This is a genomic window from Chitinimonas violaceus (assembly GCF_052601015.1).
Genome location: NZ_JBQXDJ010000008.1, coordinates 58,879 through 82,694, shown reverse-complemented (window position 1 = coordinate 82,694; position 23,816 = coordinate 58,879). Strand labels below are relative to the sequence as shown.

General features: G+C 55.2%; 18 protein-coding genes. 5 read left to right on the top strand and 13 right to left on the bottom strand.

What is annotated here, in order from left to right; genetic code table 11:
• The first annotated feature begins 71 nt into the window (after positions 1-71).
• The 4 genes from map (at position 72) to ACUHMQ_RS04750 (ending at position 4,543) form a co-directional block, all read left to right on the top strand.
• Positions 72-887: a type I methionyl aminopeptidase gene (gene map / locus ACUHMQ_RS04765; protein WP_445294300.1), complete on the top strand. Its 816-nt coding sequence runs from the start codon at positions 72-74 to the stop codon at positions 885-887.
• 66 nt (positions 888-953) lie between these two features.
• On the top strand, positions 954-1,400 hold the full coding sequence (locus tag ACUHMQ_RS04760) for a GNAT family N-acetyltransferase (protein WP_445294299.1): 447 nt from the start codon (positions 954-956) through the stop codon (positions 1,398-1,400).
• A gap of 59 nt (positions 1,401-1,459) precedes the next feature.
• Positions 1,460-4,018, top strand: coding sequence for a [protein-PII] uridylyltransferase (locus tag ACUHMQ_RS04755; RefSeq protein ID WP_445294298.1), 2,559 nt, complete (start codon positions 1,460-1,462; stop codon positions 4,016-4,018).
• Positions 4,019-4,237: 219 nt separating this feature from the next.
• A complete protein-coding gene (locus ACUHMQ_RS04750) occupies positions 4,238-4,543 on the top strand; it encodes an STAS domain-containing protein (protein WP_445294297.1) in 306 nt (101 codons plus the stop codon).
• A 155-nt stretch (positions 4,544-4,698) separates the two neighbouring features.
• Here ACUHMQ_RS04750 and cysN read toward each other — a convergent pair whose 3' ends face one another.
• The gene (gene cysN, locus ACUHMQ_RS04745) at positions 4,699-6,141 is read right to left on the bottom strand and encodes a sulfate adenylyltransferase subunit CysN (RefSeq protein ID WP_445294296.1); all 1,443 of its coding nucleotides are present in this window, start codon (positions 6,139-6,141) and stop codon (positions 4,699-4,701) included.
• Positions 6,141-7,058 carry a sulfate adenylyltransferase subunit CysD gene (cysD, locus tag ACUHMQ_RS04740; protein WP_445294321.1) on the bottom strand — a complete coding sequence of 306 codons (918 nt, stop codon included), beginning with the start codon at positions 7,056-7,058 and terminating at the stop codon, positions 6,141-6,143. The genes cysN and cysD overlap by 1 nt, the downstream gene beginning before the upstream one ends.
• A 216-nt stretch (positions 7,059-7,274) precedes the next feature.
• On the opposite strand from cysD, the gene ACUHMQ_RS04735 reads away from it, so the two are divergent.
• Positions 7,275-8,120, top strand: coding sequence for a 23S rRNA (adenine(2030)-N(6))-methyltransferase RlmJ (locus ACUHMQ_RS04735; protein WP_445294295.1), 846 nt, complete (start codon positions 7,275-7,277; stop codon positions 8,118-8,120).
• Positions 8,121-8,191: 71 nt separating this feature from the next.
• Here ACUHMQ_RS04735 and ACUHMQ_RS04730 read toward each other — a convergent pair whose 3' ends face one another.
• From ACUHMQ_RS04730 to ACUHMQ_RS04680, 11 genes are all read right to left on the bottom strand, one after another.
• Positions 8,192-9,829: a flagellin N-terminal helical domain-containing protein gene (locus ACUHMQ_RS04730; protein ID WP_445294294.1), complete on the bottom strand. Its 1,638-nt coding sequence runs from the start codon at positions 9,827-9,829 to the stop codon at positions 8,192-8,194.
• A 670-nt stretch (positions 9,830-10,499) separates the two neighbouring features.
• Positions 10,500-10,835, bottom strand: a complete 336-nt coding sequence (locus ACUHMQ_RS04725) for an EscU/YscU/HrcU family type III secretion system export apparatus switch protein (RefSeq protein ID WP_445294293.1) — start codon at positions 10,833-10,835, stop codon at positions 10,500-10,502.
• 2 nt (positions 10,836-10,837) lie between these two features.
• Complete coding sequence (gene fliK / locus ACUHMQ_RS04720) at positions 10,838-12,010, bottom strand: flagellar hook-length control protein FliK (RefSeq protein ID WP_445294292.1); 1,173 nt, start codon at positions 12,008-12,010, stop codon at positions 10,838-10,840.
• 15 nt (positions 12,011-12,025) lie between these two features.
• Complete coding sequence (locus ACUHMQ_RS04715) at positions 12,026-12,391, bottom strand: DUF2802 domain-containing protein (protein ID WP_445294291.1); 366 nt, start codon at positions 12,389-12,391, stop codon at positions 12,026-12,028.
• Positions 12,392-12,433: 42 nt separating this feature from the next.
• On the bottom strand, positions 12,434-12,769 hold the full coding sequence (gene fliT, locus ACUHMQ_RS04710; RefSeq protein ID WP_445294290.1) for a flagellar protein FliT: 336 nt from the start codon (positions 12,767-12,769) through the stop codon (positions 12,434-12,436).
• Positions 12,762-13,223, bottom strand: a complete 462-nt coding sequence (gene fliS / locus ACUHMQ_RS04705) for a flagellar export chaperone FliS (protein WP_445294289.1) — start codon at positions 13,221-13,223, stop codon at positions 12,762-12,764. The genes fliT and fliS overlap by 8 nt, the downstream gene beginning before the upstream one ends.
• Before the next feature lie 27 nt (positions 13,224-13,250).
• Positions 13,251-15,314 (bottom strand): flagellar filament capping protein FliD, encoded by a 2,064-nt coding sequence (fliD, locus tag ACUHMQ_RS04700; protein ID WP_445294288.1) that lies wholly within the window; start codon positions 15,312-15,314, stop codon positions 13,251-13,253.
• A 48-nt stretch (positions 15,315-15,362) separates the two neighbouring features.
• Positions 15,363-15,743, bottom strand: a complete 381-nt coding sequence (locus ACUHMQ_RS04695) for a flagellar protein FlaG (RefSeq protein ID WP_445294287.1) — start codon at positions 15,741-15,743, stop codon at positions 15,363-15,365.
• Between the two features lie 88 nt (positions 15,744-15,831).
• Positions 15,832-17,520, bottom strand: a complete 1,689-nt coding sequence (locus ACUHMQ_RS04690; protein WP_445294286.1) for a flagellin N-terminal helical domain-containing protein — start codon at positions 17,518-17,520, stop codon at positions 15,832-15,834.
• Positions 17,521-17,768: 248 nt separating this feature from the next.
• Positions 17,769-22,520 (bottom strand): glycosyltransferase, encoded by a 4,752-nt coding sequence (locus tag ACUHMQ_RS04685; RefSeq protein ID WP_445294285.1) that lies wholly within the window; start codon positions 22,518-22,520, stop codon positions 17,769-17,771.
• Positions 22,517-23,767, bottom strand: coding sequence for a class I SAM-dependent methyltransferase (locus tag ACUHMQ_RS04680; protein ID WP_445294284.1), 1,251 nt, complete (start codon positions 23,765-23,767; stop codon positions 22,517-22,519). Before ACUHMQ_RS04680 ends, ACUHMQ_RS04685 begins: the two co-directional genes overlap by 4 nt.
• Between the last annotated feature and the right edge of the window lie 49 nt (positions 23,768-23,816).

Genomic DNA, 23,816 nt, shown 5'->3' with positions numbered 1-23,816 from the left:
GCAATTTCAAATTGCCGCATGCTGCCTAATGGCAGTATCCTTCTGTTTTGCAAGGCCACGTTTAAGTCACCATGACCATAGTCATCAAAACCCAAGAAGATATCGAAAAAATGCGCGTCGCTGGCCGTTTAGGCAGCGAAGTGTTGGATTACATCACGCCCTTCGTCAAACCGGGCGTTACGACGGCCGAGCTTGACAGGCTCTGCCATGAATACATGGTGAATGTGCAAGGCACCATTCCCGCCCCGCTGAATTACTGCCCACCGGGTTATACCCCTTATCCCAAGGCTATCTGCACCTCTGTCAACAATGTCATCTGCCATGGCATACCCAATGACAAGCCGCTGAAGAATGGCGATGTGGTCAACCTCGACATCACGGTCATCAAAGATGGCTACCATGGCGACAACAGCCGCATGTATGAGATCGGTAGCGTCCCTGCACACGCATCGCGGCTGTCGCAGGTCACCTTCGAGTGCATGTGGTTGGGTATCGACCGGGTAAAGCCCGGTGCACGCCTTGGTGATATCGGCGCGGTGATCCAACGCCATGCTGAAATGAATGGTTACTCGGTGGTACGCGAATTTTGCGGCCACGGTATAGGCAAGAAATTCCACGAAGAACCGCAGGTGTTGCACTACGGCAAGCCCGGTACCGGCATCGAGTTGAAGGCGGGTATGATTTTCACGATCGAACCCATGATCAATGCCGGTAAAAAGGACATCCGCGCGATGCCTGATGGCTGGACGATCGTCACCAAGGACCGCTCTCTGTCCGCACAGTGGGAGCACACGGTGCTCGTTACCGAGACCGGTTACGAAGTACTCACCTGGTCGGCCGGTACTCAACCCCCACCAGCGCTATTGGCTACAAAGCAGGCGGCCTGAACGAGTCTTATCTGAAGCGCCGTTATGCGGCGCTTTTTTCATGTGCATCTAGTTAGGAAGCCACCTGTGTTGTTCAAACTGGATCAGACCGATGCCTTGCAAGCAGGCGAGCTCCTGAATGTGCAGCGGCATGCCTACCGCCAGGAAGCTGCATTGATTGGGTACGCAGACCTGCCGCCGCTGCGCGAAACTTTGGCCGATCTGATGGATTGTGATGAAACAATCCTGGGCTGGCGTGAAGATGGCGAACTGCTGGGAGCGGTAGGCTTGCTGACGCATGATAAGGTGGTGGAAATCTGCCGTTTAGTCGTAGCGCCGCAGGCTCAACGGCGTGGTGTCGCCCGCGCTTTGTTGACCGCTGTCATCCACCAGGCAGACCAACGTGTCATTCGTGTCTCAACGGCAGCCGCCAATACCCCAGCGATTGCGCTGTATCAACGCCTGGGTTTCCAAGTCGTTGAAAAAACCCAATTACCCGATGGGCTGATACTTGTTGCAATGCAGCGTGGTTAGGCACCATGCTTCACGACAGACCGTGAACGAGATGAAGTCTGTTTCACCCCCTATTCGCCATGAACACCCCCAGCACCGAACTCCGCCGACAGTTGCAAGCCGCACGTGCTGCGGTTCATAACGACTATCACGACCCGGAACACGCCCTGCCCCTGCTGGAACAGGAAGCACGGTTGGTAGATGCATTTCTGGTTGAGCGCTGGCAGGAACAAGAAATGGACTCTGCCACGACCTTAATTGCCGTTGGTGGTTATGGGCGTGGCCAATTGTTCCCGTGTTCTGATATCGACTTGTTGATTCTGCTGCCCGATACCCCCGCTCAAGCCACGTTGGAGCAAGTCGAACACTTCATCGGTCTGTTATGGGATTTAGGACTGGAAGTCGGCCACAGCGTGCGTACGCATGCAGAGTGCCTCACTGAGGCGAGTCGCGACATCACGGTGCAGACCACGCTTTTGGAAACCCGCCTGCTGGCCGGGAATGGCGAAGCCTATGCCGCACTGGTTACAGCTGTATTCCAGCAGCTCAACCCTGCGAGCTTCTTCGAAGCCAAGCTGCTGGAGCAACAGCAACGGTATGACCGTCATCAGGGGTCGATCAACCGTTTGGAACCCAATGTGAAGGAAGCCCCGGGCGGTTTACGTGATCTGCACATGGTGCTTTGGCTGGCACGGGCTTGTAAGCTCGGGCAGGACTGGAACAGTCTGCATAAGGCTGGCATGCTGACCGGCCAGGAAATGCGCAAGCTCAAGCGTGCCGAGCAGATGCTGTGCTCCTTCCGTATTGCGTTGCATCTGGTCGCCAAACGGCGCGAAGACCGCATTCTGTTCGACTTCCAGAATACCCTGGCCAAACGGTTTGGCTATGAGGATACAACGGCAAGCCGCGCCAGTGAACAACTCATGGCGGTTTATTACCTTTCGGCGCGCATCGTGGCGCAGCTCCAGCCGCTCTTGATTCAGTCCTTACGCAAGCATCTTTATGGCGAGGCGCCAATCGCCCCTAGAGTATTGAACGATCGTTTTATCGCGCGTGGTCATCTGCTGGAGATCGCCCACCCGGATGTTTACGAGCAGACACCGTCGGCAATCCTGGAAACCTTCCTGACGCTACAGCAGCATCCCGAGCTCACCACCATAGGCGCAAGCACCTTACGTGCACTGTGGCATGCCCGGCCGCACATCAACGCCACCTTCCGGCGCGACCCAGCAAACAAAGCCTTGTTTATGCAGATCGTCCGCCAGTCGTTCGGCACCACGCGTGTTATGCGCCGGATGAACCAATATGGCGTGCTGGGCCGGTATATTCCGGCCTTTGGCAAGATCGTCGGACGTATGCAGCACGATCTCTTTCACGTCTACACCGTGGACGAACATATCCTGATGGTACTGCGTAACCTGCGCCGCTTTGCCACGCCTGCGTTCAACCACGAATACCCGGCCTGCTCACAGCTGATCGAAACCTTCCCTCGCCCCGAAGTACTCTACCTGGGTGCGCTGTTTCACGATATCGGCAAAGGCCGGGGGGGAGACCATTCCCAGCTTGGTAAGGTGGATGCCCGGGAATTCTGTGAAAACCATGGCCTGCCATCCGAGGATACCGATATGGTGGCCTGGCTGGTTGAACATCACCTCACCATGTCCAGCGTGGCGCAAAAGCAGGATGTTTACGACCCAAATACCATCGCCAACTTTGCTGAACTGGTGGGAGACGAGCGTCATCTGATCGCGTTGTATCTGCTCACAGTGGCCGATATACGTGGCACCAGCCCCAAGGTCTGGAACGGTTGGAAAGCCAAGTTGTTGGAAGACCTGTTCCGCGCTACCCGCCGATACCTCACTGGCGCTACCTTGACCGCCAACGACGCGATGGACGAGCGCCGGGAAGAGTCACTCCGGCTGATGCGGCTGCATGGCCTGCGTGATGATGCACATCAGCCGCTTTGGAAGACGTTGGACCCGGTGTACTTCTTACGCCACGACGCTTCAGAAATCGCATGGCATGGCCGTATCCTATGGGGACGCTTTGACAAGGCGGAGGTGGTCGTCCGGGCACGTCCTACGGAAGGCGGGGCGGGATTACAGGTATTGGTCTACTGCCCCGATCAGCCCGACTTGTTTGCCCGTATCTGCGGATTTTTTGAGCGCTCGGGTTACACCATTTTCGATGCAAAGATCTACACCACGCTCAAGGGCTATGCGTTGGACAGCTTCTATGTCGATATCGCCGATGGGCGCGATACTGAATATCGCTATCTAATCGGTTACATCGAGTTTGAATTGGCGCAGCTGATACAGCGCGTTACCCCGTTACCTGAACCCATTAACGGACGGCTGAGCCGTGCGCTGAAGCACTTCCCGCTACCGCCCCAGGTGCTGCTGCGCGAGGACGATAAGCACAAGCTGCATATCCTTACGCTGATTGCAGGCGACCGGCCGGGGCTGCTATCCCGCATTGCCCGGGTATTGTCAGTTCATTCCGTCACCATACACTCAGCCAAAATCATGACGCTAGGCGAGCGAGCGGAAGACACCTTCACTATTTCCGGCCATGCCTTGGCCGACCCTAAATCCTTGGTGCGTCTGGAAACCGATCTGCTGGAAACATTGCGGCTATAGCACCACTAGCTGGCAACTCAATACAGCCTACGAAACGTATATGGAAGCAGAAGACCGCACACCCGGCATAACTTGCAATGTTGTCGTTTCGTCTACCATGAGAATGTAGTAGCCATATTGCTTTGCCCGGATATTTCCACATGTGCTGCGGATGGTGAATGTCGGGCAGCGATTATGGTGATCTATCAACAACGAATAATCGAATAGGAGGAATCAACCATGGGACCTATCGTGAAAATTGAAGGCAAGGTCGGCCAGATGATGTTGCTGGGCCAGTTTGATTTCAACCTACATCGAGAATTCCGCCAAGCCAGTCAGGAGCTGTTGGATGCCAACGAGGTCCAGGAAATCCGCGTTGATTTCGACCAAGTGCCATACCTCGACAGTTCCGCTCTGGGGATGCTGCTTTTATTGAAAGAGCGCGCAGCGGCACAGAAAAAAAACGTCGTCCTGACGAATTGCCATGAACCCGTCAAACAAGTCTTCGAGATGGCCCAGTTCCAGCATATGTTCACTATTCAGTAACTAAACAAGTGCCTGGAACCTGTTCATGACCTATTGCAAGCAGTCATCAGCAGGGTGAAGCGCCGCGCAGATACCGGAATGTACTAGCGTACATGAGGCTTTCGAGCAGCACATGAACCCTGATCACGGCTGCGCAGTTAGATCATGGCCAGGTTCTAACGACTAAAAAGTTTGCTGATGTCTTTCGCCCCCCAATGCGGGAAATGCTTACGCACCAATTGATTCAACTCCAACTCAAAAGCGCGTAGACGGGCTAAATCGGATGCTTCTTCAGTGTTAACGCTATCTGCTTGAGCCGTTGCCACAATCATGCCTGCACCGGCCGTGGCGTTGCTCAAACGATCAATAAGAATGAAGCTGCCAGTGCCACGGCATGCCTTATAGGCATCAAACACTACCGGCGCATTGACACTGATACGGCATAACCCGATTTCATTCAAAGCCAGCTGTGTAGCGGCAGATGTCGCAAGGCTGTTCACGTCGACACGCTGCAGAATCCGCTCAACCCGGCCAAATACCTGCTTACCCGCCAACTTGAAAACGTATTCCTTACCAACTTGCAGTGGTTGTTCATTCATCCAGACGATATGCGCGTCAAATGCGGTCGACACATTGGGAGAGGGTTCGTCTGCCTTGACGAGCACATCGCCCCGGGAGATATCGATTTCATCTTCCAGGGTCAGCGTAATCGCCTGCCCTGCTTGAGCACTGGCCTGCTCTCCCTCATAGGTGACAATGGCTTTGACCCGGCTTTGTTTGCCGGAAGGCAAGGCGATAACCGCATCGCCAGGTTTGACCACCCCAGCCGCAACCGTGCCGCAGAAGCCCCGAAAGTCGAGATGAGGTCGGTTGACGTACTGCACGGGTAAACGGAACCCATCCAGGTGGATACCCTGATCCACTGTTACGGTTTCCAGCAGCGTCATCAAGGTAGGACCTTTGTACCAGGAGGCATGCGTCGATGCATTCACTACATTGTCGCCACGCAAGGCAGAGATTGGTACAAAGTGGATGTCGGAGATCGTCAGCTGCTCGGCAAAGTCCAGGTAGTCGCTTTTGATCTTTTCAAAGACGGATTGATCAAAATCGACAAGGTCCATCTTGTTGACGGCAACGATCACGTGCTTGATACCTAGCAAGCTGACAATAAAACTATGCCGTCTTGTCTGGGTCTGCAGGCCACGTCGCGCGTCGATAAGAATGATGGCGAGATTGCTGGTTGACGCGCCTGTTGCCATATTGCGGGTGTATTGCTCGTGGCCCGGGCAGTCGGCGATGATGAACTTGCGCTTGTCTGTACTGAAGTAACGATAAGCGACATCGATGGTTATGCCCTGCTCGCGCTCGGCTTGCAGACCATCGACCAGCAAGGCAAGGTCTATGTCGCCATCCGTGGTGTTGTACTTCTGTGAATCCCGCTGGATGGCCGCCAGCTGGTCCTCGAAGATCAGCTTCGAGTCATGCAGCAACCGGCCTATCAGGGTCGATTTGCCATCGTCGACATTCCCGCAGGTGATGAAACGCAGCATATCCTTGTTCTCATGCTGCTTGAGATAAGTCAGGATGTCGCTGGCGATGAGATTTGATTGATGCGACATCAGAAATACCCCTCCCGTTTTTTCTTCTCCATCGACCCGCTTGAGTCGTGGTCGATCACCCTGCCCTGTCGTTCACTGGTCGTGGTCAGCAACATTTCCTGGATGATTTCCGGCAACGTCGCCGCTTTGGATTCCACGGCACCAGTCAACGGATAGCACCCGAGGGTACGGAAACGTACCGACTTGGTCTCGATACTGGCTTTCTGTTCAGGGGTCAGATACGCCAGGATGCGATCGTCGTCGATCATCACCAATGTGCCGTTCAGGTTCACCACTGGCCGCTCGGCCGAGAAGTACAACGGCACAATCTCAATGTTTTCCAGGAAGATGTATTGCCAGATGTCGAGTTCGGTCCAATTCGACAGCGGAAAAACACGGATGCTCTCGCCCTTGTCGACTCTGGCGTTATAGATATTCCATAATTCCGGCCGCTGGTTTTTGGGGTCCCAATGGTGGTTTCGGTCCCGGAAGGAATACACCCGTTCCTTGGCGCGACTCTTTTCCTCATCACGGCGGGCCCCGCCAAAGGCTGCATCGAACCCATACTTGTTCAATGCCTGCTTCAGGCCTTCGGTTTTCATCACATCCGTATGCTTGGCAGACCCCGCTGTAAAGGGGTTGATACCCGCTTTTACGCCCGCTTCGTTTATATAGGTGATCAGATTCCAGCCTGCCGCCTGCTGTTTGTCACGCAACTGGTACATCGCCTGGAATTTCCAGGTGGTATCGACATGCATGAGCGGGAACGGTGGCTTGCCCGGCGCAAAAGCTTTTTTGGCCAGATGCAACATCACGGCTGAATCCTTGCCTATTGAGTAGAGCATCACCGGGTTATCGAACTCGGCAGCGACTTCACGGATGATATGAATCGACTCGGCTTCCAGTTGTTTCAGGTGGGTCAACCGATCAGGAGGCATGGTATGCATTCGAGGCAATCGCTAGCGTAAGAAGCCGTTATTCAAATAACCAAGTGGCTGGAGTGCTTGCTTGAAAAACGACGCAACACTCTGCCTTCTTATGTTTTAACAGACAGTACAGCTGATTTTATAAAACGAATTGGCATATGATTATCAAGCCGGCGCGATGTCGCCAGCCGAGCTAAAATCCGGCCCTGCCTTTCAAACCCGTCTGCCATGCTTAGCTATCGCCACGCCTTTCACGCCGGTAACCACGCCGATGTACTCAAACACTACGTGCTTGCCCGCATGCTTGGTTATCTCAACCAGAAGGACAAGCCCTACTGGTATATCGACACCCATGCCGGTGCTGGTTGCTACCAGCTCGACAGTGACTATGCCGCCAAGAATGCTGAATACGCCACAGGTATTGCCCGGCTATGGCAACGGCAGGATTTGCCAGCGGGGTTTGCCGACTATGTCCAACTGCTGCGGGATCTAAATCCAGACGGCAAGCTGAAGTTTTATCCCGGCTCACCCTTGGTAGCGCGTTCGCTGTTACGCCCGGCCGATAAACTGCGCTTATTCGAGCTGCACCCTACCGACTTCCCATTGTTGGAAGCCAATATGGCCAATGCTGGCCGCCAGGCGTTGGCTCAAAAGGGTGATGGATTTGCCGGCTTGAAAGCGATGTTGCCGCCACCACCGCGTCGCGCCTTGGTGTTGATTGACCCACCGTACGAGGACAAGCAAGACTATCAACGTGTAGTCAGTGCGCTGGAGGACTCCCTGAAACGTTTTCCTACTGGCGTCTATGCGCTTTGGTATCCGATCCTGCAGCGCCCGGAACCACACCAGATGGTTAACCGGTTGAAAACGCTCCCCGTAAAAAGCTGGCTGCACGCCAGTTTGAATGTACATCGCCCACGTGATGATGGCTTCGGCATGCATGGCAGCGGTCTATTCATTTTGAACCCGCCTTGGATGCTGCACGATGAACTGAAAACCACCCTGCCCTGGCTGTGTAATACCTTGGCATTGGATGAAGGGGCTTCCTTCCAACTTGACCAACTTGCTGGCTAGAGCCATTAAACGCAAAAAAGCCAGCGGGGTTAGCCGCTGGCCGAAAAGACTGCTGCCCAGTATCCGGGGGCTTAACTACGCAGCAGCGACAGGACCTGATTGGGTAAGGCATTGGCTTGCGTCAACATTGCCGTACCTGCCTGTTGAAGAATTTGTGCACGGGTAAGACTGGCGGTTTCCTGCGCAAAGTCCGCGTCGCGTATCCGCGAGCGGGATGCAGTCAGGTTCTCTGCTGAGACCTGCAGGTTTGCGATCGTGGACATGAAACGATTCTGCAAGGCACCGAAGGCAGCTCGCTGGCCATTGATTGTCGCCAATGCACTGTCGACGATGCGCAAGGCTTGTGTGGCTGACGCGACGCTGCTGATATCCAGCACACTGACCGCCGCCAGTGAAGACCCAAGGCTGGTGCCCGAGTTGAGGAACATACCGGAAGTCGCATTGATTGTTGTGCCGGACGAGGCAATCGTACCGCTATGAAAGCCCATTGAGCTCGTTGAAATCGAGTAGCTCTTGTCCGAATCAAGCGTGATCTGGCCACCAATCTTGAGCACGGAACCAGACGTGGCGCTTGCCCCACCTGCTGCACCACCTGAACCGTTTGCTGTAATAGTGAATGCCGATGCGAGCGCAACACCGCCTAAGCCACCAGTAGACAAGGAAATTGTGCCGCAGACAGCACCGTTCTCCGCCGTCGATACCGATTGCAGGATAATGTCGCTGCCATCGTCATTCGTCAGCACGATACCGTTCGCCGTGTCGTTTAGCCGTGCGGTAATACCTGTCTGGGAAGAGCGGTCGTTGAACGACTGGATCGCTTCCGACAGGCCAGCAGCAGTGCGACCGTCCTTAACCTGGAAGGTGACGTTGACAGGGGTACTGTTGGCCCCGGTAATGTTTATCGAATAGGAAAGGCCGGTCGTATTGGCAAACTGGATATTCGCCACGTTACGCGCCGTTGCCCTTACACCACTATTCGAAGAATTGATGGCAGCCGCGACATCACGTGCTGTCGAGGCAGACGTCAGCGTGGAAAGCGTTGCACCGCCGTTGCCACCGTTGATGGACAAGCTGCCTGATGCGCCGCCCGACCCGGCGATCACTGCGCCGCCGCTGGCCGCCTGGCCGCCAAATACCGTCCCTGTATAGGTACCGGTAACCGCGAAAGTCGCTTGCTGCGTCACATTCGTGATCTGATAACTGCCATAGTTGTTTGTACGCAGGTTGGCGGTCGTCGCCGTAATCGTCTGATTCGCGTTCGGGCCAACCTGGTAGATGGCACTGCCGTAACTGCCATCGAACAATTTAAGTCCGTTGAAGTCGGTCACAACCGAGAAACGATCGAGCTCGGCAACCAGCTGGTTGACTTCTGAATTCAGGGCCTGGCGGTCCTGAGCAGAATTGGTGGCATTTGCCGACTGTACAGCCAGCTCACGCACACGTTGCAGAATGTCGCCCATCTGGGTCAAGGCGCCTTCACCTACCTGCGCCAGTGACACACCGTCATTCGCATTACGTCTGGCTTGGTCAGAGCCGCGGATTTGTGAGGTCATCCGCTCAGAAATCGCTAAACCTGCTGCATCATCTCGCGCAGAGTTGATGCGTAATCCTGTCGAAAGACGCTGCAACGAGGTTTCCAGACTGCCTTTTGAGGTATCCAGATTCCGTTGCGCGTTAAGCGACGGTATGTTGGTGTTGATTACTTGCATGATTGCTCTCCTTCGCCGTGTGCCCTGGGTAGCAGGACGCGGTCAATGTCGATCACCGAATGGAAACGTGGCTTTTATGCTTTCATTTCCCCACGGTTGCTACCCTTGCCCCCGGGCAACAAACCGACTACAAGACGCAACGGATAAAGCCTGCAAACCCTTGCGTGGGGAGTACGTTGGTTAATGTCCATTCATACCCCACCTCGCTCTTGCGTCCCGTCCAAGCCACTTACCACCGGTACGGCGGTACGACGATGCTCCTGCAAGCATTTCGGTCTAAGCACATTCATTTCTAATGCCCTCGACGGTTTGGACGTAGGGCTATCAGCAAGGGGTGTGCCAGATGTATTTTCATCTGGACATAGGTGAATTCAGTGCAGGTTCTTTAGAAGAAGGCCTTGTCTACCGCCATAAATAACGGAAACAGGCGACAATGCCGGAGGGGATTTTTCTAAGGCGGCAAGCCACTGGCAGCCATTGCCGGCCCAGAAAATCATGGCGGCAATAACTTGCCGCCCTTGTAGCCTGCTCACTGCCTTACTGTGCGGTTGCTTATGGTATAGGGAGATTGAGGCGTAACCGAACAATCACCTACCCATACGGTGTGACGTTGGTTGAATTACTAACATGGGCAAAAACGAAGGAGTAGCGCGTTCTTAAAGCCAGGATTTCATTGGTCTGGCGTGCTCTTATCCGGGGTCTGGGCAGGCAGTTCAAATACAGGTGCAGGTACCTCAACGCCATTTTCCAGGAAGTGAATGAACGCCAGCAATTCAGCCACAGCACGATACAACTCAGTGGGAATTTGCTGGTCCAGATCGACCTGCATCAATAGCGCTGTGAGCTCAGGGGATTCGTGGACAAAAACACCGGCATCCCGTGCTTTTTCGATGATTGTTTCCGCCAGCAGGCCACGCCCTTTCGCAACGACACGAGGGGCGTTACTACCCTCCCGATAAGCCAGTGCAACCGCTTCCGGAACAAGGGCGCGACGATATTTCGCCATCACTACTGCCCATCCTCATCGACCATCACCTGGTTGGCATCAAGCGCCAGACCGGCCGCCTCGAACTGCAGTTGTAAACGCGACTGGGCATCGCGAATCCGCGTTGCGGTTTCTGGTTGCTTCACCAGGAAAGCGACATCTACATGGTTCTGTCCACGTAAACTGATCAGGGCGTCCACCTGGCCCATATAGGGCAAAGTCAGGTGTAATCGGGTACGCCATACCTTCTCAGTTTCAATCTCGCTATCGCTACGATTGCCACCATCCTCTTCCACTTCCCACTGCAGTGACTGCCCAGGCCAAGCAAACCCATGCCAAGCAAGCTGGCGCTGATCGAGCAGCTGCAATTGCTGCTGTATCATCTGGCGCGCCACTTGCGGCATGTTGTCCAGCTCGTTAGGCAGGCCCTCACTTAATCCGGCCGATAGCGCTTGATGGGGCGTTGCTTCATCTTCCTGATCGCTTCCTAGTAACTGTTCCACCAAATTGCCCGCAGGTCGCTCACCTTTTGTTTTATCAGTACGACGATTCTCCAATAGCGCTTTGGCTTGTTCGCCAAAACGCGCCTGGGGCTCATTCATCAATTGACTAAGCGATCGTGAACCCTGCGCCCATTCGGCCAGATGCGACTCATAAAACAAGCCGCCTTCGCTGAGCGCTTGCTTGAGTGCTTCAGCCAGTTTGGTGGTATCTGGTGGTTCTGCACTATCCGGCACAAGAGGCTGCAACACTGGCTGCATACGGACCATTGCCGGCCTGTCGGGCTGATCGGCATTTTCTGCGATCAACTCCCCCAGAAACCGAGCGGTACCGCTCAGTTCCACATTGCTCGAGGAATCCGGCAAAGTCTGCTGAGGCGGCAACGGCGGTGCATCTGTACCTGCTTGCAGACGAGGCAGTAAGAAAGTCAGGCGGGGTGAGTTCGCCACCACCCGCATATCGAAAGTCGTGCCTTCTTCGGTGTTACGCGGCAGATTCAGATCCAGGAGCTGGTCCTTCACCAGCACCGCATAACGACCACTGGACAGCATGCCCGTTACCTGCGCCCTCACCTGCTCGCCAATGGTGAACAGCTTTTGGATTTCCTGTAGCGCATCAACCGCCTGAACCAACGGGACATCCGCTGGTTTCACATAAGCTTGGAGGGAGGAGGCAATTGCATTGGCGGGAATCATGGCCGCCTACCCGTATCAAGGGCGCTGAGACGCACGGTAGAGGGCAACAATCAACTCCGCTTCGCCACGCGAGATACCGCAGCCTGCAGCCACGGCCGACGAATCCAACCCTTGCCCAGCCAGGCGCATTGCCTGCGCATAAGCTGTTTCGCTGGTTGGTTCGGGTTGCTCAGGGGGTTGATTGCGTTCAGATACGCCGGATAGCTCACGGCGCAAGGACTGCAGCTGGTCTTCAAGGTATTCGATCCGCTCGAGCAACTGCCGGGTAATCTGTCTTTCCTGGGTAATTCGCGCCGAAAGCAGGATGAGATAGACCAAGCACGCCACAAGCATTGTGGCGCCTGCTAGCCACTGCCAACCTAAAGTCAACAAAACATTCATGTTGCCATACCCATCGAAGCGACGCTTACCTACTCCCTGCAATCAGCCGCCATAGGCACGACTGATACGCTTACCGTTTTGTCGAGTTGAATTGATTTCTTCAAGGATAGCTGAAACTTGGGTACGCCAGGCGGCAAGACGCTCAAGAATTTCCCGATTTGCTGCATCCGTCTGAGTAATCAATACAGTCAACGTCGACCGTATATCGGCGGGACAATTCGACAGGAATTGATTGTCTTTGAGCACTCTTGCCATCGCAGCCTGTTGGGCAGGAATAGCATCAAGCAGCGCATCCCACGACTCAGCACGGGCCAAGGCTAACAACCCCTGTGTCAGTTCAAGCAAATGTGTGTAAGCGGATAATCGGGTATCAGACACGGCCATAGCTCAAAGGTTGACGACCAGACTCCGGCGGCGCTTCTTCCGCCTTGCTTGTCTCTGCCGTTTTTTCAATCGATTCCCAGGATTCTTTCAGCTGGGACAGCAACAACTGAACTTCATCAAGCGCATCGACATCATTACGCAGATTCGCCTCTAAAAGGCGCCGACTCATGTAATCGTACAACGTGTCCAGATTGGCTGCGAGTTCACCATTCTTTTCCGGATCAAGACTATTGCGCAGTCCTTCCTCGATAATGGCAATCGCCTTGGAGATTGCCATTCCCTTAGGACCGATTTCGTGATTTTGCATGTGCATCTTTGCCATAAAGAGCGCCTTGATCGCCCCCTCGTACAACAGACAGATCAGCTTATGGGGCGAGGCATGCTCGACATCCTGCTCAATGCTGCTCTGTCCATAGGCATTCAGCGCATTTTTGACATTGGCAGGCATGCTCCATTCATCCTTGCGTGCACATCATTACGACGACCGCGGATTGAGTGCTGACAATTGTTGGGTAAGGAAGGTACCTGTACTTTGCAATTTAGAGATCGTGATATCGAGCTGGGTAAATTGAGCACGGTAACGCTTTTCCAACTCATCCATGCGGCTGGTAAGTTTAGTGAACTGCGTATTCAGACCATCGATCGCACTGTTGAGTGTATTGGTCCGTCCCGCGATCACCCCATTGGCGGAAGTCTGCGCGGTGATCACATCATCGAGCTGGTAAGCAAAACCACGGTTATACGAAACCGTCCCCCGCGCACCAGCAGCACCGCCCGAGACTAATACCTTAAGCCCAACGGCTGCGCCACTTCCTGTCAGGTATTGGCCGCTCCCTGTTGCTGCGTTACCACCGATCGAACCTACAATATCCAAGCCCGCAGTACCTGTATTTGAGGTTGCAAAGCCCAAAGCCGTATTAAGATCAGAGCTGATCGAACTAATCGCAACCGTTGAGGTAGACCCATAACGGTTCGAAGTCAGTGTGAATTTCTGGGTGCCTGCGTCAAAACTGACTGCCACACCGGCGCCGGCTGCTTTAAGCGTAGGGTCGCCGTTGATTTTGGCCTGCAGTTCAACGGCCAGGTCGGCTGTTGTGGCGTAGTTCGCGGCGTTTAACGTGATGGTACCGGAGGTTGCGCCATCGACAGTTACCGTCAGCGTATTGGTGGTAGCCGTCAGATTGATATTGGTCGCTGCCGGTACCGCTGCACCTGCCGTCAGGAAGCCTTGAGCCGCCATCTGGCTGACGGACACCGCATACTTGCCGGGCTTGGTCGCACCGGTGGAGCTGACATAAGAAAGTTGTGTATCGGTGGCGACGCCATAGCTACCGAACAATGCAGCAACAGACGCTGCATCTTTCGTGACAGCAGCATTGAACTTGCTGCTGTCGTACGTCATCGTACCGTCTTTGGTAAAGCCGATGCCGACATCGCTCATGCGGGTAAATGTGCCGCCCGCAAGTTGACCATTCATGGCGCCACGCAGCGCGTATTGCAAGGAGCGTACGACCGTCTCGCCTTGTAAGGCCCCCGACTTGCCTGTCGCTTTGTCGTAGTAACTGACGTCGCTGATGGTTTTGTTCAATTCGTTGTAGGCATTGACGAATGTTTCCATCAGCTTGCTTGTATTGGTTGGGTCACGTCCGATAGTAATCGTTACGGGTGATGTCGTGACCTTCTGTAAATTCAGCGAAATTCCGGTCAGGATATCCGACGGAGTATTTGACTCCGAAGTAATATCCACTCCATCAACCTTCAGCTTGGCGCTTTTTCCGCTTTGTACTTCCGCCAGGTTCTGTCCACTGGCACTTGCGCGGGTAACGTCGTACGCCAGCTTCGATAATCCATTGGTATCGGTACTGCTGAGGTCAGGGTCGACCACGGTAATACGCATCGAGTTCGATTCACCCGTCGCATCTGACGACAACACCAGGCGAAAACCACTGCCATCGTTGATGATGGACGCCGTTACGCCAGCATGCGCCGAATTGATCGCTTCACGTATACCGCTCAGTGTATTGTGCTGCGAATCAATGGTTATGGTGGCAGTCGACTGTTTGGTATTGGTCGTGAACTTGGCATTGCTGTAGATGCCGCTGCCGTTAGGGGTTGTCGGGTTACCCGTCGTCGCATCCGCAATGGTGCCAAAGTCGATGATCAGCTTGCCCGTACCGACAACCGTATCAACACTGCTGAACACCTCACTCTTGATACGCTGGTTTTGCGCCAACTGAGAAACCGATATGGCATGGCTTCCAAGTGGGGTGGATGCTGCAGCGGTAGCGCTGACGCTGGTTGAATCGGAGGAAGTGGTGACGGGAGTAATAAAGCGAGAGGCACTTTCAAGCGCCTGGACAGAGGACTGAAACGAAGACAATGCGCCACGCACCATCCCCAACGCAGTGAGCTTGGCGGTGGCGGCGGTGGCTTTCGCTGTCAATTGCTTCTGAGCTGGGTCCCGTTCGGCTGCAACCAGTTGGGTGACCAGCTCTTCAATTTTCAGCCCTGACCCCAGGCCTGTGGATGTGATCGCCATCGTACTACCCTCCGTTCCGCGACTCCTGGTCGCTCCGCGGGTCCTGCGCTAAGCCTTGTCACTCAACAACAGGCCCTGCAATTTATCGATTGCTTTCGCAATCTCAACGACTTCCTGGGATGGAATCTGTCGGATTACTTCCTTCGAACTCACATCCACGACCTTGACGATATTCATCCGTGTGTCTTTGTCGATGCTGAACTGCAGGCTGCGATTGAATGCCGCCACCGTTTCATTCAGTTTCTCGACCGACTCTTCGACACTGAGTTGTTTATCGTCCGCGCGATCAGGTTTGTTGGCCGCCCCCGCCGGGGTTGTGCTTTGCGGTGAGGCCACCTCCTGCTCGCTCTGTATCGCCTTACGCGGGGCCTGAGCCTCGGTTTGGCTGCCGGTCTGTACCAGCGAAACACCGACTGCTTGTACTTGCATGATGGCTACTCCTAGGCAAAAGCCCCAGCTCGCCAGTTGGCGCTGCCGGGGCGGATCTTCTCTACGTTATCAGCGATCAGTTGTCTGATTAACCGCGGAGCAAAGTGAGCACCTGATTCGGCAGCGCGTTGGCTTGTGCCAGCATCGCAGTACCAGCCTGTTGCAAGATCTGTGCCTTGGTCAGGTTTGCCGTTTCAGAGGCAAAGTCAGCATCCTGAATCCGTGAGCGGGATGCCGAGATGTTTTCAGAAGCCGTCTGCAAGTTAGCAATCGTTGCTTGGAAGCGGTTTTGCAGGGCACCAAACTTGGCGCGTTGTCCGTTCACCACCGATAGTGCACTGTCCACAATCCGTAGTGCCTGGTTGGCACCGTCCACTGTCGTCACATCCAGTGCATTCACTGCCACAAGGTTAGAGCTTAGGCTGTTCCCTGAGATCAGTGCACGGCCTGATGTGGCGTTAGGTGTCGAACCAGAGGAGGCGAACACACCAGATTGGAATGTAGTACCGCTTAGTGCCGAAATCGAATAACTCTTGTCGGAATCCAGTGTTACCTGCCCGCCGATACGTAACAGGAAGCCTGAAGTCTGACTTGCGCCCCCCGCCGAACCGCCAGAGCCAACCGCACTCATATGGTAAGCGCCGGAGATCGGTGTACCGCCAAGACCGCCTGTCGCGAGCGAGACGACACCGGTCGATGCTGTATCGACAGCCGTCGAAACACTTTGCAGCACAATGTCGCTACCATCGTCGTTAGACAGGATGATGGCGTTCCCCGTGTCGTTCAGGCGTGCTGTGATACCTGTCTGCGAAGCACGGTCGTTAAAGGCCTGCACGGCTTCAGCCAACCCTGCCGACGAGCGGTTATCCCCCACCTTGAAGGTGACGTTCACCACCTGGGTGTTCGAGCCGGTGACGTTAACCGAGAACGAGAGACCGTTACCGCTCACCCCATCCGTCGTACCGGAGGTAGCACCGATACCACCTGCAGAGCTGACGTTGAACTGAACCAGTGCCTGTGTACGTGCACTGGCGCGTACACCGGTGTTGGTTGCATTGATGGCGGCTGCGACATCACGTGCTGAAGAACCGGAACTGAGGTTGGTGATGGTTGCACCACCATTACCACCGTTAATGCTGATCGCGCCAGAACCGTTGGCATTGCGTGAGTCGAGCACAGCACCGGAGGTACCACCACTGATGACAGTACCGGATACCGTACCGGTCTGGGCGAATGTCGCCAGGGCTAGCTGGCTACGTAGCTGGTAAGTACCGTAGTTGCTGGTGCGGAAGTTGGCGGTTGTTGCGGTAACCACTTCGTTGGCATTGGCACCTATCTGATAAGCGGCAGTACCGAAGGAACCGTCGAACAGCTTTTGTCCGTTGAAATCGGTAGTGATGGCGAACCGGTCCAACTCAGCAGTCAGTTGGGATACTTCTGAATTCAGCGAAGCGCGGTCTGATACAGAGTTCGTACCGTTGGCAGACTGCACGGCGAGTTCGCGGATGCGTTGTAACAGATCGCTCATCTGGCCCAGTGCGCCTTCACCCACCTGCGCCAGGGAGACACCGTCATTCGCATTGCGACGGGCCTGATCCATACCGCGAATCTGGGAGGTCATGCGTGAAGCGATCGACAGGCCGGCTGCATCATCCTTAGCGGAGTTGATGCGCAAGCCGGTAGACAAGCGTTGCAGCGACGTGCTCAGGCCTTCTGTGGTTCTACTTAAATTCCGCTGGGCGTTGAGCGACGGGATATTGGTGTTGATGACTTGCATGATCTCGTCTCCTACTGGGGGCTAAGGTTGAACTAACCAGGCGGTCAACGCCTTGCTCCCTTTATCGACGAGCACTGATGGAACTTTAGGGCCGGCCGGCAAAAAATTCCGGCAAGACTGCAAATCTTGCCGGCTAGAGTCGCTAACCAAACCCAGCAAAGCGATTCTGGCTAGGCACGCAAGCGTAGACAGTACGGTGGGTACGGCAAGCTTGCGCAACAACGCCAGAAGGGTTCTGTTAGCGGCCCTTAAAAGTCAAACCATGCCGACATCCATGCCGGCAATCTGTTTTGCAGCAACCAATTGTCTATTACATATTGCCGTAACCGATCACCACGACGAGCGGTCTCATCCAGGTCGTGGATATGCTCGCGTATGGCTTTTATCCAATCCGACTTACGGTTTTCCACCAGCGTGATCGGGTAGTCACCCTGATAGGGCGTCCAGTTCGTTGCGATCATGGGGTAGCCGAGTATCCCGTATTCCAGAATGCGCAGATTACTCTTGCAGGCATTGAAAGCATTCAGTTCCAACGGTGCAATACCAAGGTCCAGATTGAGGCTGGCAAGATGGCGCGGGTATTCCTCAAACGACACCCCGGCACGTATGTCGGATATGAAATCCTTCAGCGGATCGGGCGCCATGCCAAAGAATACCCATTCCACTTCATCGGCCAATTCCCGCACAACGTCGTAGATGATTTCGAGATCACCGCCATGACTGATACCGCCCGCCCAACCTACACGGGGCTTTTTCCCTGCTTGGCGGCGTGGCTTGAATTCACCCCATATATCAAAGTCGATGGAATTAGGCACCACGCGGATATCGTCATGCATATCGGCAAAGGCTTCCTTGAGCGGCTCCGTCGTGACGATAAAGCGATCGCAATACGCTAGTGCCTTACGCATCTTCTCGCCCATATTGCGTGGTAAGTCGGCGCGGTGAAGGCTCTTCTTGGGCACCTCTGTCATCAGGTCATCCGCTTCGAAGATCAGACGGATATTCCGCTGCAGCTTGTATTCACGCAGGAACGGAACCTGGTGGTCCATCATCTGCCTTTGCAACACGATGGTGTCGGGCTCCATCCGTCCGATTTCTACCATCAGGTAATGGTCAAACGACTTCCACCCTTCGACCAAGCCCTGCTTCACCGCTGCCGAGTGTGGCTGAACAATGCGGTAGTTGCCACAACCCCAGTTGTCGCCGGGTATCGACAGCAATCGCGGCAAGGGCTTCCATGGCAATGCCTGCTTGGTCAGCTGGGGGCGGGGCTCGATTTCAAATACACCGCCTTGCAGGATGAGGTTGCTGTTATAAGCGGGATCGAACGACAGCTGCTTCAACCAGTGCTGGTAAAGCAGCGCCTGATTGGCACGTTCACGTTCAACACGGTATGGCTCCGGAATCAACACACCATCGTTGAGGCTGGTACCACGCATATGGATCAGATTGGCATAAGGCGTCCAGATAACACGGTAACCCGCTGCACCTACGCGCAGGCAAAGGTCGTGGTCGGCTTGGTAAAGGTCGAATGATTCGTCCATGCCACCGACCTGCTGAAATACCGTTCGGCGGATCAACAAGCAGCTGCCCGATACCGCAGAATAGTTCTGGGTGGTTTGCAAACGGCCGTAGTAACCCGGCTCATCGAACCGCAACCCAACGAATGGACTCTCAGCAACACCCAGCAAGCCAAGAATACGACCGGCATCATCGACCGTGCCATCCGGTCTGAGCAGACGCGGCCCGACCACACCCACCTCGGCGCGTTGGGCTTCCGCCATCATCTCTGCCAGCCATTCCGGCTGGATCGGCGCAATATCGTTATCCAGGAACAGCAGATACTCGCCTGTCGCCTCTGCCGCCGCCTGATTACGCAGCTTGGAGAAATTGAGCTCACCCGTCACCCTGTATACGCGTAGGCGATCGTCACCCAGCTGATCCAACTCCGCGAGATAGCCCAACGTCGCCTGGTCTTCACTGCCGGTATCGATCAGCAGTATTTCGTAGTCGGGCCAGCTAGTACTATTGAGCACACCTTCCAGCGTGCGCTGCAGGTCGGCAAGGTGCTCCCGCGTCAACATGATGATCGACACACGGGGTTGGTTGGCATGCTGGTACCGTACCCGATAAGTACCTGGCAGACTGCCCCCTACGACCTCCGCATCCACTTTGCGTCGACGTAGCGAGTCGACCAGTGCGACCTGGCCGGCCGCGATGCTCTCCTGAGTGGGCAGCGTATCGAGGCTGCGTTTTTCCGTACGGTGATAGAGCACATCACTGATGTGTCCAAACGCCGCATTGCCGCATTGCTCTTGTACTCGCAATAACAGGTCGAAGTTGGCAGCCCCCAGGGCTTCGGAGGAAAATCCGCCCAATTGGGCAAAGACATCCTGCCGGATGAGGAAGAAGTCGCCAAGATAGGGCAAAGCCAGGAAATAATCCGGGCAAAAGTCGGGTTTGAAATACGGCAGCGCGTGCCGACCGCTTTCTTCCCGTCTGTCCTCATCTGTGTAGATAACCCGCCAGTCAGGGTGGCTATACGCGCCCTCCATCAGATAAAGCAACCCATGCGGTACGACTTCGTCACCCGACTGCAGCACAGTCACCCAGTCAGCATCGCTTGCAGTCAGTATCTGATTGATAACTGCATGGGGCTGCCCTTCATAGGTTCGCCACTGCATACGATCATTCTCGACAAAACCTGGCACCATGTCGCATGGGGCCAGCACAGTGAAGCGAACACCGTAATACAACTGGTTGGCCAGTGACTGGATCGTAATTGACATCTGCGTGATCGTTTCCGGGCTGGCCACAATCACCGCATGAACCATGGGTTGGCGTCCCCACTCAGCAATCCGCTTTTCGTAATGCCCGACTTCTACCTTGGTCAGCAGATGGGTATGCAGGAACAACTCGTAAGCCTGGCCAGGCTGTATTGCCGGTTGGGCAATCGGATTGTAGTCAGTTAAAGGTTCGGCACCGAGTTCGACCAGGGTATAGAACTGCAAGGAGCAAAGTTCGCTCAGCTCATCGAGCGTCACGCCTTTCATCACCATCTTGCCGCAATCGATATCGCACGGCACCTTGGGCGAGAACAGATCGAACAACGAACGTAACCGTGGGTCGATGCCGTTCACCGTTTTGATGATGTGATAACCAGTCTCGTGGAAGAAGCGCTTGATTTCCTTATAGGTAAAGAAGCGGATATGCGTGATATCGAGCAGACCCCAGGCGTCATAGCGCCAGTAGCCACGGGCGAGATCCTCCATCAACCCGACATTGCGGGTGTTGGGAATACTGGTGACGATCTGCCCCTTCGGTGAAAGCAGGGGTTTAAGCCGCATCAGCACATCCCAGGGGTTGTACATATGCTCAAGCACATCCGCGATAATCACCGCGTCTAGCGTGCCAGGCTCGATCCCCTCCGCGACCAAGTCAAAGTCCTCAAACTTGCCATTGAGCACCTTGTCGAGCCGGGTTGCCGCTTTTTCTGCAGCAGCTGAGTTGATTTCCACTCCCCAGACCTTCGCCTCCGGGTATTTCTGCTTGAAGGCAAAACCGGTTCCTCCTGCCGAACAGCCGATGTCGAGCAACAGTTTGGGGTCGTTGGTAAACATCTCTACCAGGTCGGGGCGGCGTCCATCGTGGTAGCCGGTCGCATCCATATGCTCGACATCGAGCAGCTCCTGCCACAGGTATTTGGTCGGTGCATTCGGTCGCAGCAACTGCCGCATCAACTCGGCAACGCGCTGATGCGCCAATCCATCCAAACCGACGTTGTAACGCGATGCCGCTTCCTTGACTTTGCTCGCAAGGTGATTACGGGTATCGACACTATCAGCCAAGTGGGCCAGCACAGGCCCCAGCTCACCTGGCACCACTTCGACGACGCCGCTTTCCACATCGAAGCTCGGCCCCAGCCGCATGCCGAACCAGTTCATCAGGTTCACCACCGGTGTACCGGCCAGCATAGCCTCGACCTGGAGGTTCGAGTCGGTGCCCACCACCACATCGGCAGCCACCACCCATTCCTCAGCACCGCTCGTACTGTAGCGATAAGCGTCTTCCGGCAGGCCAAGTTCCCGGGCGATACGCGCCACCTCAGCTGCGCCGTCCAGATGCGAGCCTGCTCTATCTTTGAGCACATATTCGGCAGAAATGCCGGCCTCGTGTAGCTCGTTTACCGCCATCAGAAACTGCCGTACACCGCCTTCAAACGCCAATGGGTCGCCCACCGCCGTCAGATTCGCCGCCCAGGTGGTGCCAAATACCAACCAGGGCTTTTGGCTATCCAGGTTGTACTGCTTGGCAAAGTTATTGCGGTATTCCGCACGCCGGCTGATATGGGTCGGATAGGCATCCCAGGCTGGGTTGCCGGTGATATAGCAACGTTTGGGGTCGACACCGATGTCGAGATAGCTCTCCAGACCACGCTGCCCGTAGACTGCCAGCGAATCGGCAAACAATGCGCCATGCACGGTGTACGGCTTGCTGAGCGCCACGCCATGCATCACCTGTAAACTGGGAATCGACTGACGCTTGGCCCAGATAACAGCCGTCTTGGACGCAGAAGTCAGGTCCTCGCTGACCACCATGAGGCGGATGTCGAACTGATCAAATGCCAGTTGCAGCCCTTCCAGCAAATGCACCAAGCCGGGCACTTCCGCATCGGCCCGCGCTTTGAGTATGGGCTGAAAGCGCTTTTCATCGAGCTCCAGCGTGGTGCAGCCATCCTCCCAACCCGTGGTGGTGAAATAGTGCACCAGCTTGGACAATCCATCGTTCACGCCTTGGTGAACCCGCTGGTGTGCTGCTTCATCGAGCAGGCTTTCGAGTTCGATCATCGGCGAACCCATTTGCTGCAGCCGCTCCGCCAACCCCACATCGAAATGGACACGTGGGCAGATGACGGCGATGCCGGGTTCATTCAGGCAGAAGGTCTCAATTACCTTGCTGTAGCGGGGCCACAACAGGGAAAGAATCGCGCCTTGCTTCATGGTTGTTCTCCCTGAGCGAAGATATTGAGGTAATCGACCAGCACATCACGCATCAGGTTGTATTCCATCCCAGGCCCGAAAGGTACGCCGCCGTGTTCAAACTTGGCGCCAAAGTCGCCGCTCCGCCGCCACTCACCCGCCACCCTTAAGGCATAGTGGTCGATTTCCTCCTGCAGCTGCCAATCGTCAAACAGTTCACTCACCCGCTGGGGAACATAGCCCTGCATCGACAGTTCCGGATAATGGGACCACACAATCTTAAGCAGTTCGAACAGCAAATAGGTATTGCGCGGATGCGGCACCATGGACTGCAAAGCTTCCATCTTCGGTGCAGAGAATGCCGGCATGGCAGCCGCAACATCACCTGCGCGCCAAGCGGCATTAAGCCGTGCTTGCTCAGCCAACCAGGCAGCGTTGGCTGCAGGATCGGACTTTTTGTCGAGCACCACCATAAAACGGCCGGTTGCCGTGGTTGGCAGTTGCCAGACAACCTCGGTTTCCAACCAAAGTGCAAACTCGAACAGTTTGGGGTCCGACGTCATCCAACCCAACAGCCGGTTCCACCAATGCTTGGTTTCGATGCTACTGAGCCAATGATTACGGGTACTGACCACGAAGCCGCCTACCGCCGTGATCGCCTCGATGCGATAGCCATTGTCATCGGCCCAAGCCACGATATCGCTTGCACGCGCCAACGACATATAGCTGCCAAACGCTGCCTCACCCTCAGCCACCATGCGCTGTGTGGCTTCACCTGCCCCGTAGACTGCTTCCAGATGATCCAATGAATGGATATCGAACAGGATACGGCCGCCAGGCTTCAATACCCGGTCCCACTCCTGCAGAATCGTCCGCCAGTGCGGGAAATGCACGACGACATTGAGTGACAACAGAAAGTCGAAGTCCGCATCGGGCAGTGGCAACTTGGCTACATCACCGGGCAATAGCGTCATCGGCACGTTGCCGGCCAGGCGACGGGTCTCGTCGAGCATCGCCTGCGAACTGTCGATACCGGTGACATCCATGCCGCGCTGGGCAAGTGGAATGGAGCCCCGTCCGGTACCGATACCCACATCAAGCACCCGCTTGCCCGTGGCAAAGCGCTCGATATAACGCATTTCCAACTGGTGTTTGAGCTGGTTGGTGCCGGTATTCTCGAACATCCGCTTGGAGTACCACGACACCATGCCCGCATCCTTCCAGGCATCGGTCTTCCAATCGATCAACGCTTGCTTGTTGTCACTCATTTTGCGTTCCCGTCTTTGGTGTTTGGTTTGCTACTGCCCCGCTTTTACT